Genomic DNA, 12,302 nt, shown 5'->3' on the forward strand with positions numbered 1-12,302 from the left:
CTATTGGTTATAAATCGTTATTAGCAAGAAAGTTGACCATCAAACACATGCGTTGCAGGGCCGGTCATAAACAGAGGTTTACCCGGACCTTGCCAACTGATGTGCAAGTCACCACCAGGTAGACGAACTTTCACATTCTCAGCCAGTAAACCTTGAGTAATACCTACCGCAACCGCGCCACATGCACCGCTGCCACACGCTTGAGTTTCGCCTGCACCACGTTCGTAAACACGTAAGCGAACCTCTTCACGGTTAACCACCTGCATAAAGCCAGCATTAACACGCTCCGGGAAACGTTCATGTGATTCAAGAAGTGGACCTAAGGTATCTACATCCGCTGTGTCGACGTCATCAACAACAGTCACCACATGCGGATTACCCATGCTCACCGCACCACAGAACAAGGTGTGTACATCCGTTCTCAGGATATACGTCTTCTCTGGCTGCTTGGCCTTGAATGGAATTTTGCCTGGTTCGAACTCAGGAATGCCCATGTTGACTGTTATCAGGTCATTCTCTTCAATCTTAAGAACCATTTTGCCTTTCTTGGTGCTCACGTTGATGCTGTATTTATTCGTTAAGCCTTTCATGCGAACGAATCGTGCAAAACAACGCGCGCCATTACCACACTGCTCCACTTCACTGCCATCCGCATTGAATATGCGGTAATGGAAGTCAGTTTCTGGATCATAGGGAGCCTCAACCACAAGTAGCTGGTCAAAGCCCACACCAGTGTGACGATCCGCCAAACGACGGATCAAATCTGGAGAAAAGAAAATATTTTGAGTAATGCAGTCCACGACCATGAAATCATTGCCCAAACCATGCATTTTAGAAAAGTGGAAGTGCATAACGCTTAAAATTACTCCGGAAGAATGTTTTCAAGTTCCCACAGACTCGTAAGCTCTTCACGCTGACGAACCAAGTGAGTTTTATCGCCATCAACCATCACTTCAGCCGCACGCGAACGAGTGTTGTAGTTAGATGACATCGCGAAGCCATAAGCACCCGCAGAACGAACTGCCAGTAAATCGCCTTCTTCAAGAACAAGGTCACGGTCTTTACCTAGGAAGTCACCTGTCTCACAGATAGGGCCAACCAAATCGTAAGTCACGGCTTCACCCTGACGCGGGCTTACTGGGACAATGTCTTGCCACGCTTGGTAAAGCGCTGGACGCATTAGGTCGTTCATCGCGGCATCGATGATGGCAAAGTTCTTATGCTCAGTTGGCTTCAGGAACTCGACTTTCGTTAATAATACACCAGCGTTAGCAGCAATCGCTCTTCCAGGCTCGAAAATCAGCTCTAGATCAGAATGATTGTCTAGGCGAGCCAATAAGGCTTTCGCGTAGTCAGAAGGCTGTGGTGGTAATTCATCACGATAAACCACACCTAAGCCACCACCGACATCAAGGTGTTTGATGTTAATACCGTTAGCACGCAGCTGGTCGATAAGAGCAAGCAGACGATCGGTTGCATCGATGAAAGGTTCAATATCCGTTAGCTGAGAACCGATGTGGCAATCAATACCGTGGATAGACAAGTTATCAAGTGTTTGTGCAAACGCATAAACAGCTGGAGCACGGTCGAAAGCAATACCAAACTTATTATCACGCAGACCTGTAGAGATGTAAGGGTGAGTGTTTGCATCAACATCTGGGTTGATACGCAGTGAAATCGGCGCTTTAACACCAAGCTCACCAGCCACTTTATTCAGTCGCTCTAGTTCTGGTTCAGACTCTACGTTGAAACACTTAATGTTCAACTCAAGCGCACGCTTCATTTCAGCGGCTGTTTTGCCGACACCAGAGAACACAACTTTCGCCGGATCGCCACCTGCAGCAACCACACGCTCTAGCTCACCGCCAGAAACGATGTCAAAGCCTGAGCCCAAACGAGCCAAAGTGTTCAATACGCCAAGGTTCGAGTTAGCTTTAACGGCATAACACACCAAGTGTGGATGCTCACCAACCGATGAATCAAACGCATTCCAGTGGCGTTCTAAGGTTGCACGAGAATATACATACAGCGGTGTACCATATTGCTCTGCTAGTTGTGAAAGTGCGACGTCCTCAGCCCAAAGCTGGCCATCTTCCTGATAGTTGAAGTAATCCAAAGTTCTTATCCCTTATAAATAACGATTTCTGCGTGTTTCACTTATTGTGATTGTTCAGTCTGCTGAACTTCATCAGGATCGTATAACGGACCCGTTTGACCACAACCAGAAAGTCCAATAACGGACACCATAAACAGAGCGGTAATTAATTTTTTCATTTTGCATATCGTGATTATTAACTCAATGCCCCCTATAATCGCACCACACTCAGGAAAAGCAATAGGATAGAAAGGATGAACGAGACTGAATTTCATCAGCTGGTCGATATACAGATGCAAAACATCGAAGAAGCTATCGATGAATCAGAGGCAGATATTGATTACGAAGTGACTGGTAACGTGATGACGCTGGAGTTTGAGAACCGCAGCCAAATCATCATTAACCGCCAAGAACCAATGAAAGAAATCTGGTTGGCGTCTAAATCTGGTGGCTTCCACTTTAAATTAATCGATGACAAGTGGACATGTTCTAAGACGGGCATGGAGCTGTTCGAGATGGTGAAAGAAGAATGCGTTAAGCACGCAGGTGAAGAGATCGATTGGGTCTAATCATTTGTAAGCAAAACTAAAAAGGAGTGAATCAATCACTCCTTTTTTAATATCAATCAGTCTTAATAAGCCTAGATGTTAACTATCTTTGAACTCCGAGAAGCTAACGTCGCATCGTTACGGTAAGGCACAACGTAAGAATTGCCCTCTTCTGGATGAACGATTTGATAGTACTGAGGTAAGTTAAAGTTAATCAACTTAGACGACATCTTCGACTCATCTTTTACCGACGTGTAGAAAGAGTTAACGCTCGCGATCATCTCATCTTTTTCACCGCTGTACTGATGATACACCTCAACCTGATTCGACTCGTCCAATACATAAATATTGAAACCTTTGTCGGTATCTTCAAAGAAGAACTGAATTAAGCCCTCACTCGCAAAACCATCCACCACTTCTGGCAATTGGTACTCTTGCTCTTTGTCGAGCATCAGCAAAGGCGAACCCTTCAACTTATTAGTTGAGATACTACGGTAGAAATCGACCGAGTTTTCCAACATCTGTACCGACACACCACGGCGCTCGAAGAACAGACCAAACATCTTGTTAGCTAAGCGAATAGCCTTAAATCGACGGCGTTTCTCTGGTTCAATCGGTTTTAAGCGTAATTCGATACACTCAGCAAGCAGCTGGTACACCATGTTACGCATTACACCGCGCAGGTTTTTGCTGTAACAGAACACATCAACCGACTCTGGCGGCAACGCATCTTGGTGCATTTTGCCAAGAACTGTTTTAAGCGCGTCTAGCATTGCCGTATCACCTTGGAAATGCAGCGTACGCACTTCATGCCAAGAGTTACGGTAAACCAGATCGACACTGCCGACTAAGCTCTTGCCTTCTTCACCAAAACTGAAGATATCGGCATTCTTCAGATCAACCTTCAAGGCACGACCACTCAACTCAGAAGTTGGGTCGTTTTCAAAGTTGATGAACATCGCCAGCTGGCTAATCTCACATGGGCTCGCCAGTGCCTGCATACTTGGTCGGCGCTTACGTAAAGAGAAGGTATTACGAAGGTCGCTCACCATTTGATAGAACTTATCGATATCAATGTGGGCGTCACGAACCACAGAATGCAAACGTGTCGATTCAGTAATCAAACCATTAAAGAATGACCAAGCAACCAGCTTACTCAAGTACTCATGGTGCTCAAGTGAAGGTTGACCAAGAATGCGGTGCGCAATCAGCGGCTGCTTGTATAAGTACCAACCCGCTTTATTGGATTGCCCTTGGCGAACCTCAATAAAGCTCAAGTCAGGTTCATGCAGATCCGGAGAAATTTGCGGGTTCAATAACGTCACTTTGCCCGGCAACACCTCAAACGCAGCATAAAGCTTACGTGCCAAAATACTGATATCTTGTGGGCTAATTGCCGAAGTGATGTCGTTACGACGTGCAAATTGAATCAGGTTACGATAGCTCAGCATCAAGGCATCAAGCAGCGCATGGTGCACCACTTTCACCTGTTCAACCTTCCAGTTACGGCGGTTGTCGAGTTCAGCAATGGTTTCCTGTCCCCAGTTCCATGACTTAGTCATCTCGGTTAGGGCTTCACGACGCCATGCAACAGAGCCGATACCAGCTTCACGGGACAACTTCTCGTGGGTCTTAAGGTAGAAACAGCGTCTCACCAAGTCCAAACGAGTGTGGTCGTTAATACGCTCTAGGTAGCGAGTTACCTTCTCTAGCATCAGATAGTAGCTATCCATGCCATACAGATCAGGTTCATCCGCAAAGAAGCGGCGCTTGGTATCGATACTCAATAGTTGGGTGTTTGGGTATTCCCATGAATAAGCTTCTAACAGGATCGCCTTTAACACCGACTTATACGGTGAGTCGATACTCTTATAAAGCTGCCATAGGTTAGAACCGAAGTACTCTTCCGCAGGAATGCGATTCAGCTTGCCGAAATCGATCCACTGCAAACAATCAAGATAACCATCCTGACATAAGCCTTGAACGTATTGGTCATAACACTCTTCCATTTCTGGCGGAATGATTTGCCATAACAAGCGTTGGCCGGCTAAACGAACAGCCGAACGATAGAACTCATCAAGCAACAACAAGTGCTGTGAAGATCCACAGTTATCACCAGTCATCTCTTCAGAATGGTTCGATCGGAAACGCTGTTCATCCATCAAGAAAAAGTTAGCTTCAACACCTAAGGTTTCAGCCCAGTCGGTAATCAGCAGGCACTTGTTCGTCAAGCTATCACGCGCCGGGCCATCCATATCAGAAGAAACACATACCCAGATATCTAGATCACTTGAGGTGCTTTGACCAATTGAAGAGGTACTACCCATGGTGTAAAGACCAAGGATTGCAGGTTCAGCAGCCTCGGTAAGTGTTCCGCCAAGCGTTAATTCTGTATCAGACACAAATTGCTTTTGGAATTCATTAAGCGTGAAGCTACGAATTCCAAAAGGAACTTGTTGGTCATAGTAACCAGGCATCATTGGATGATTGAAATGAAGAAGTGCGGGGATTAGGTTAAAAACTCGCTGGCCTTGGACATTCATCAACACCAACGCACGATCAATGCGCTGCTGATTTAGATTGTCTAATCGTTGAATCAAAGTCTGAGTGTAAGCCTGCAAGGTAAGTCCTTGGTTTGAGATTAAATGCACTTCTGTTTAGTTACTGAACGAAAGCAGCAACAAAACGTGATCAATTTAACACTTTTACCCCTAATGGTAAAGTAAAGGAACCCGTCATACTGGCCAATTCCTTAATGACAGAAAGTTAAACTCACGGCGCCGTAGTGTCCTCTTTATTGACTATTTCTAATAATAGCCCATGTTTCAAATGAGATACTAATCACACTATTTTGGTGAACTCATGAAAATCTCTCAGCTATCAAAGCATGGAATGATCAAACAGTAAGAATTTTCGCCTCACAATGGTAGGATTAGGCTATTACAGAACCTATATCGGAAACACCATGACAAATTCAGCACCAATCCGTATCGCAACCAGAAAAAGCCCTCTTGCCCTTTGGCAGGCATACTTTGTAAGGGATGCACTGCAAGCTGCTCACCCTGGTTTAGAGGTTGAGTTGGTAACTATGGTGACCAAAGGTGACATAATCCTAGACACACCACTTGCTAAAGTTGGCGGTAAAGGACTGTTCGTTAAAGAACTCGAAGTGGCAATGCTAGAAGGTCGTGCTGACCTTGCGGTTCACTCAATGAAAGATGTACCTGTCGACTTCCCTGAAGGTTTAGGTCTGGTAACGGTCTGTGAACGTGAAGACCCACGTGATGCATTCGTATCAAACACTTACAACAACATTGATGAGCTACCACAAGGTGCTGTCGTAGGAACATGTAGCTTACGTCGTCAATGTCAGCTATTAGAATACCGCCCTGATTTAATCATCAAGGAACTGCGTGGCAACGTGGGTACTCGTCTAGGTAAACTCGATGACGGCCAATACGATGCTATCGTCCTAGCGGCAGCTGGTCTTAAGCGCCTAAAACTTGAAGAGCGTATCCGTAGCTTTATCGAACCAGAACAGTCTCTGCCTGCTGTCGGTCAAGGTGCTGTGGGCATTGAATGTCGTCTTGATGATGAGCGTTTGATTAAGCTTCTTGAGCCACTGAACCACCCAGACACAGCCGATCGCGTGCTTTGCGAACGTGCAATGAACCTAACTCTAGAAGGCGGTTGTCAGGTACCTATCGGTAGCTACTCACTGTTAGATGGCGACAACATCTGGCTGCGCGCACTTGTTGGTGAACCTGATGGTTCTAAGATGGTTCGCGGTGAGATCTCTGGCCCTCGTAAAGATGCTGAAGCACTTGGCGTGACTCTGGCTAATCAATTGCTGGATGACGGTGCGAGAGAAATCTTAACCAAGCTTTACGCAGACCAAGAATAATCATGACAGTGTTGGTAACTCGTCCCGGCTCAGAGGGACAATCGCTTTGCCAACAACTAGCGGATGAAGGGGTTCAAGCAATCCATCATCCGCTTATTCGTATCGTTGATAATCCAGACTCTGCGGATTTAAGCACTCAGCTCAATAACAGCGATATCATAATTGCAGTCAGTCATCATGCTGTGACCGCTGCCCAAAGCATCCTTTCCAAAACCTCATCTATTTGGCCTACTTCGCCGCTTTATCTTGGCGTTGGTCAAAAAACTGCGCACGTTTTAAGCAAAGTCTGTAAACAAAAAGTAAACTATCCTCAAGTTAGTGATAGTGAACATCTTCTTAAACTTACTGAACTTAATGGTGTCGATAATAAATCCATTTTGATACTACGTGGTAATGGTGGGCGTGAGCTCATTAGAGATTCTTTACTCAATCGAGGTGCACAAGTCTCTTATTGTGAGACCTACCGTAGAGAATATATTCCCATTAGCGACCACAATACCTATCAAACATGGGTAAACCAAAATACATCAAAAGTTGTCATCACTAGTCAGGAACAATTGGAGTATCTCTGCTCAATAACCCCTGACGAGTATTTGGCTTGGCTTTCAACAAGACAACTATTTGTCCCAAGTCAGCGCATAGCAGAACGAGCACAACAGCTCGGGTTCTCCAATGTGATTAATACTCAAAGTGCTACGAACCAAATATTACTGGCTGCTCTCCGGCCTTAGCTAGAAACAGGAAATAAGCATGACAAGCAAAAAAAATAATGAGCATATTGAACCTGAAAAGAAACAAGATACTCAGCCAGTAGTTGTTGAAAACGAAAAAGCTGAATCTACAGAGACAAAACAGCCCGAACAAAAACTTGATGCCTCTGCATCAAGTACCACTCAAAATGAACAGTCTCAAGCTGAACATAAAGAGCAAATAGAGAAAGCGGAAAAGCAAGGTAAGCGCGGTGTCAAACTAGGCGCAATTGCGATTGCTATTTCTATTATTTTCAGCGGTGGCATTGCCTTTCAAATGCAACAAAAGAGCTCCGATTACTCAGCTCAAATCGCAGCGCTTCAAGCACAACTACAAAATACCCAATCTGCAGTAAACAAAGACCTACAAACCATCAAGCAAGAGACCATCCAAGAAGCATCACATGCGGTGGAAAAAACTCAGGTAGTTCAATCCCAACAACAGAAAAGCATTCAAAGCCTGCAGTTAGCCGTTGCTGACGTTAAAGGCCGTCGCCCGAATGACTGGTTACTTGCCGAAGCCGATTACCTTGTAAAACTTGCTGGCCGTAAACTATTCCTTGAGCATGATGCGGTTAGCGCAACCAAACTAATGGAAAGTGCCGATCAGCGTATCGCAGCACTGAACGACCCAAGCTTGGTATCTCTACGTCAATCCATGACCAATGACATTACTAAGCTTCGCACTATCCCTCTGATTGACCGCGATGGTTTAGTTCTGCGTATCACCAGCCTTCAACAACAAGTCGATAATCTGCCTCTAGCTAACGCTATTCTTCCAGAAGCTGCAGTAGTTGAGAAACAAGCGGTATCGCAAGACATCAATGATTGGCAGAACAACTTAATGACGTCGATGAAAGACTTCTCAGAAAACTTCATCACTTTCCGTAGTCGTGATGGTGAGGTTATCCCACTACTATCACCAGAACAGCACTTCTACTTGCGAGAAAACATCAAAGGCAAGCTAGAGACAGCAATTCGCGCGGTCTACAAAGAGCAAGACGAAGTCTATAGTGCAGCTCTTAAGACAGCTAACGAGTGGTCGAAGTCGTACCTAAACCAAGATAACAACTCAGTAATCGAGTTCGAAAAGGCGATTAAACAGTTAAGTGAGCAGAATATTTCTGTGAAATACCCTGTAAAACTTGAGTCTCAAAATGAGTTGTCAGATGTGATTCGCGAACGTCTACGCCGTGAGGTAACGGTAATGACCACGGAGGAGAAATAATGATTCGTTTGATTTTTCTTTTCCTTGTACTCGGTGCGGGCCTGTTTGTCGGCACTCAGTTCTCAGGTCAACAAGGTTATGTGCTGATCTCAATTGCCAATAAGACAATTGAGATGAGTGTGACAACAATGGCTATCTTTGTGATTGCCCTTTTGGCCGCACTGTTTGGCTTAGAGTACCTATTTAAGAAGCTTATTTACGCGAGCTCAACAACTTGGAACTGGTTCAGCGTTCGTAAACTAAAACGCTCTCGTCGTTATACCAATGAAGGCATCATCAAGCTTCTTGAGGGTGATTGGAAAGGTGCAGAGAAGAAAGTAACTCGCTGGGCGAATCACCATGACATGCCTCTACTTTGTTACTTAGTGGCGTCACAAGCGGCACATGAGCAAGGTAATACTGCTGAGCGCGATAAGTACATCAAGCTTGCTAGCCAGCAAGACGACTCTCTATTGGCCGTTGAACTAACCAAGGCTAAGCAACAAATCAGCGAATCAAACTACGAAGCCGCTTTCGATACGCTTTCAAATCTTAAAGGTTCACACCCGAACAACACTGCAGTGCTTGGATTGCTAAAAGCGACCTACATGCAACTTAAGTTATGGCAGCCATTGTTAGAGTTGACGCCAAAACTTGCTAAGAACAAGCTCCTAACAGCAGATGAGCAGCGTGAACTTGAGCAGAAAGCACAATGCGGTTTGCTTCACGACGTCGCACAGCAACAAGGCAGCGAAGGTTTAATCAGTCACTGGAATAAGCTTCCAAGAAAACAGAAGCAAAGTTCACACCTTGTATCGTGCTTTGTGAAGCAGCTGATCGCACGTAAAGCAGATTCAGAAGCCTTCACTGTGATTAAAGAGAACATTGCGAAGAATGGTTCAAACGAACTCTACATGTTGCTTCCTGAACTTAATCTAGCCGATCACCACCCAGTAGTTGTGATGCTAGAGCGCGCAATCAGTAAAGATAGCAACAATGCAGAAGCACACAGTGCATTGGCTCAGTTCTACCTAAGAGAGCAAAAATGGGCAGAAGCGCAAAGCCACTTCGAAAAAGCACTAGCACTTCGCTCTAATGTTTCAGATTACGGATACCTATCTGATGCATTAGAGAAGCAGAACCTAACCAAAGCGGCTCACGAGGTATCTCGTAAAGCACTCGCTTTAGTTCAACCAGCTTAAGAAAATACACTTACTTAACATGAAGCCGATGCCAAGCATCGGCTTAATTATATGGTCCGCCTCACTCTCAAGCCCTTAAGCTTAGAGTAGGCTCTCAGAATGAGGTGAACCATATGTCTTCTATTCATATTTTAGGTATCGACCTAGGTAAACATTGCTTCCATGCTATCGCACATAACCGTTGTGGCGTGGAGGTGCTGCGTCGTAAATTTAATCGCACTCAACTCTTAATCTTTCTTAGTAAAATAGAACCAACAACCATTGCTTTCGAAGCTTGTGGCGGTGCTCATTGGCTTGCTCGAAAGTGTAGTGAGTTTGGACATCAACCCCGACTTATTCCTCCTCAGTATGTTAAACCTTATGTCAAAGGCAATAAAAACGATTTCATCGATGCTTCAGCGATCGCAGAGGCTGCGGGTCGACCGACCATGAGGTTTGTAGCTGTAAAAAGTGAAGAGGCTCAAGTCATCGCAGCGATTCATCGAGTCAGAGATAGTTATATCAAGGAGAGAACCGCCACTATGTCGCGGATCGGCGCGATCTTACTTGAGTTCGGCCTTAGCTTTCCCAAAGGGCATGCAAAGATGAAGTCTCTGTTTCAATGGTTAGCAGAACAAACCGTCTCATTACCAAAAAGCTTGCTATGTGAATTGATATCTATTCACGAACATTACAAGTACCTTAATGAACAAATCAAAACTCAAGATAACAAGCTTCAAACTATTGTTAATAATAACGAAAGTGCTCAATTATTAAAAACTATCCCTGGAATTGGTGATCTTACCTCCACATTGTGTATTGCCGATGTAAGCTCTCCGAGTAACTTTACCAATGGCCGTGAGATGGCGGCTTGGTTGGGGCTTGTGCCAAGGCAATTCTCAACGGGAGGAAAGACCAAGCTACTTGGTATGAGTAAACGAGGGAATAAACACCTCAGAACTCTGTTTATCCATGGGGCAAGGGCTGTACTCTCTAGACTAGAGACGACAGGGAAAGTGTTTGGAGAGTGGCTTGTGAATCTACGAGCCACCAAACCATTTAATGTAGTGGTAGTCGCATTAGCCAACAAGCTAGTGAGGATAGCTTGGGCGGTGTTATACCACCGCCAAGCTTTTAAGGCTGTTTAGCTATAACCAAGTTTGCAACGCCAATGAACGTGATGACAAAAACGGTCAATCGGCCAGATTAAGAACCTGACACAAAAAATAGCAATTAATGCTTTGGGCTTTTTAAGGATAATCTGGCGCGGATATCATCGTGGAGCTGGGAAGCTAGTGCTCCCAACAAGGACTCCGAATACATTAGCGCAAACCAACTCCGTTATTACTTAATTGTAGTTGCAATAACGGGGCGGACCATACATTTTTGTATCTGCGATTTACCCCAAGATAGCATCCAATAACCCAACCTTTCATTAGCTACAATTCAAACTTAAATATCTGTCTAGGAACTACACCAACTCCAACAACCTCTAGACACCAAACATAGGGGCGAATCCAATAGATTAAGCAGCTTTAAGTGTGAATTTAGAGCTAGCAGAGTTGAGCTGTATAAAATAATTCATTGAGGGCTTCCAGTGGAAGTTAGAGAGGCTTTAGTTCGAACTCTAAAGAGAGTATTTAAATAGAAAATAAGCTCTTTAGAAGTGATTAGAGCTGACAAATATCCGCAGTACCACATCTAGCCTGGCTACCGCTATACCACAGAAAGATCAAATACCTCAGAAGGTTTTAGATTAGGTGTGAACTCAGAATTCGACGATCCATTTCCAACTATAGAGCCAGTCAACCAAGTAACTCTTCCTTTATGCTAGGGAGTCTAGACCACTCAACAGCTATACTCACCATACAACTATTATCAACTAGGCTTTATCCGCAATTCGCCCTCTAAATTATCAGAACCTACAGGCATAAATATCACTATTGAGAGCAGAGCCTTCTAATACAGATAGAGTCGAAGAGTAGCGGAAAGCAGGCAGCCCAATAAAAACTCTTTCATCATCCGGGCAAACATCGAGGCTGCGAGTTACTGACATGCCATATGTGGGAGTCTTTCTACCTAAGGCAAAACACCATTATTTATACGTAAAAAAGTCCCGCTATTTTCTAGCGAGACTTCTTAATAAGTGGCGCTGTGGCTGAGGTCTCTGGCGAGCGGAACTCATTGGCCAGAGACCAAATTATCTATAACCAGAAACGACGCAAGCCTAGTCGTGAGACTAGGCTTTCTAATAAGTATAGGAGTGTCTGGTATTCCATCGGAATCGCACACGATTAGAACTCTTTCGACCGAAGGGAATATACAATGATTCAAATGTAAAAAAGCCCTGCTATTTCTAGCAGGGCTTTTCTAATAAGTGGCGGAGTGGACGGGACTCGAACCCGCGACCCCCGGCGTGACAGGCCGGTATTCTAACCAACTGAACTACCACTCCGCAGTGGACTACTTGTCGTCGCTGACAAGTCGTTCATAATTTAAAGCCTGGCGATGTCCTACTCTCACATGGGGAAGCCCCACACTACCATCGGCGCTATTGTGTTTCACTTCTGAGTTCGGCATGGAATCAGGTGGGTCCACAATGCTATGGTCGCCAAGCA

At 44.8% G+C, this 12,302-nt stretch carries 10 protein-coding genes, 1 tRNA gene and 1 rRNA gene; 6 read left to right on the forward strand and 6 right to left on the reverse strand.

What is annotated here, in order from left to right:
- Nucleotides 1-20 precede the first annotated feature (20 nt).
- The 3 genes from dapF to L0992_15520 are packed head-to-tail and all read right to left on the reverse strand — an operon-like array spanning nt 21 to nt 2,370.
- The gene (gene dapF, locus L0992_15510; GenBank protein XGB67065.1) at nt 21-851 is read right to left on the reverse strand and encodes a diaminopimelate epimerase; all 831 of its coding nucleotides are present in this window, start codon (nt 849-851) and stop codon (nt 21-23) included.
- An 11-nt stretch (nt 852-862) separates the two neighbouring features.
- Entirely contained in the window at nt 863-2,116 is a 1,254-nt protein-coding gene (gene lysA / locus L0992_15515; protein ID XGB67066.1) for a diaminopimelate decarboxylase, read from the reverse strand.
- Between the two features lie 41 nt (nt 2,117-2,157).
- A complete protein-coding gene (locus L0992_15520; protein XGB67067.1) occupies nt 2,158-2,370 on the reverse strand; it encodes a lipoprotein in 213 nt (70 codons plus the stop codon).
- Between L0992_15520 and cyaY the strand changes: the two genes are divergently transcribed.
- Entirely contained in the window at nt 2,350-2,664 is a 315-nt protein-coding gene (cyaY, locus tag L0992_15525) for an iron donor protein CyaY (GenBank protein XGB67068.1), read from the forward strand. The two genes, L0992_15520 and cyaY, sit on opposite strands and share 21 nt — an antisense overlap.
- A gap of 71 nt (nt 2,665-2,735) precedes the next feature.
- Here the strand turns inward: cyaY and L0992_15530 are convergent, their stop codons facing one another.
- Nucleotides 2,736-5,264 (reverse strand): class I adenylate cyclase, encoded by a 2,529-nt coding sequence (locus L0992_15530; GenBank protein ID XGB67069.1) that lies wholly within the window; start codon nt 5,262-5,264, stop codon nt 2,736-2,738.
- A gap of 344 nt (nt 5,265-5,608) precedes the next feature.
- Between L0992_15530 and hemC the strand changes: the two genes are divergently transcribed.
- From hemC to L0992_15555, 5 genes are all read left to right on the forward strand, one after another.
- Nucleotides 5,609-6,547 carry a hydroxymethylbilane synthase gene (gene hemC / locus L0992_15535; GenBank protein XGB67070.1) on the forward strand — a complete coding sequence of 313 codons (939 nt, stop codon included), beginning with the start codon at nt 5,609-5,611 and terminating at the stop codon, nt 6,545-6,547.
- Between the two features lie 2 nt (nt 6,548-6,549).
- Nucleotides 6,550-7,278: a uroporphyrinogen-III synthase gene (locus L0992_15540; GenBank protein XGB67071.1), complete on the forward strand. Its 729-nt coding sequence runs from the start codon at nt 6,550-6,552 to the stop codon at nt 7,276-7,278.
- Nucleotides 7,279-7,297: 19 nt separating this feature from the next.
- On the forward strand, nt 7,298-8,524 hold the full coding sequence (locus L0992_15545; protein ID XGB67072.1) for a uroporphyrinogen-III C-methyltransferase: 1,227 nt from the start codon (nt 7,298-7,300) through the stop codon (nt 8,522-8,524).
- A complete protein-coding gene (locus L0992_15550; GenBank protein ID XGB67073.1) occupies nt 8,524-9,705 on the forward strand; it encodes a heme biosynthesis protein HemY in 1,182 nt (393 codons plus the stop codon). Before L0992_15545 ends, L0992_15550 begins: the two co-directional genes overlap by 1 nt.
- A gap of 113 nt (nt 9,706-9,818) precedes the next feature.
- Complete coding sequence (locus tag L0992_15555; GenBank protein XGB67074.1) at nt 9,819-10,832, forward strand: IS110 family transposase; 1,014 nt, start codon at nt 9,819-9,821, stop codon at nt 10,830-10,832.
- A 1,230-nt stretch (nt 10,833-12,062) separates the two neighbouring features.
- Here the strand turns inward: L0992_15555 and L0992_15560 are convergent.
- Together L0992_15560 and rrf are read right to left on the reverse strand one after the other, a co-directional pair.
- Nucleotides 12,063-12,139: transfer RNA gene (locus L0992_15560), tRNA-Asp, on the reverse strand.
- Between the two features lie 45 nt (nt 12,140-12,184).
- A 5S ribosomal RNA gene (gene rrf, locus L0992_15565) occupies nt 12,185-12,300 on the reverse strand.
- Nucleotides 12,301-12,302 lie beyond the last annotated feature (2 nt).

The organism is Vibrio pomeroyi (genome assembly GCA_041879425.1).
GTDB classification, from domain to species: domain Bacteria; phylum Pseudomonadota; class Gammaproteobacteria; order Enterobacterales; family Vibrionaceae; genus Vibrio; species Vibrio pomeroyi_A.

What these genes read in the sequence shown, in the direction of transcription:
- dapF (XGB67065.1), bottom strand. Translation starts at nt 851, where the DNA reads ATGCACTTCCACTTTTCTAAAATGCATGGTTTGGGCAATGATTTCATG.
- cyaY (XGB67068.1), top strand. Translation starts at nt 2,350, where the DNA reads ATGAACGAGACTGAATTTCATCAGCTGGTCGATATACAGATGCAAAAC.
- L0992_15520 (XGB67067.1), bottom strand. Translation starts at nt 2,370, where the DNA reads ATGAAATTCAGTCTCGTTCATCCTTTCTATCCTATTGCTTTTCCTGAG.
- hemC (XGB67070.1), top strand. Translation starts at nt 5,609, where the DNA reads ATGACAAATTCAGCACCAATCCGTATCGCAACCAGAAAAAGCCCTCTT.
- L0992_15540 (XGB67071.1), top strand. Translation starts at nt 6,550, where the DNA reads ATGACAGTGTTGGTAACTCGTCCCGGCTCAGAGGGACAATCGCTTTGC.
- L0992_15545 (XGB67072.1), top strand. Translation starts at nt 7,298, where the DNA reads ATGACAAGCAAAAAAAATAATGAGCATATTGAACCTGAAAAGAAACAA.
- L0992_15550 (XGB67073.1), top strand. Translation starts at nt 8,524, where the DNA reads ATGATTCGTTTGATTTTTCTTTTCCTTGTACTCGGTGCGGGCCTGTTT.
- L0992_15555 (XGB67074.1), top strand. Translation starts at nt 9,819, where the DNA reads ATGTCTTCTATTCATATTTTAGGTATCGACCTAGGTAAACATTGCTTC.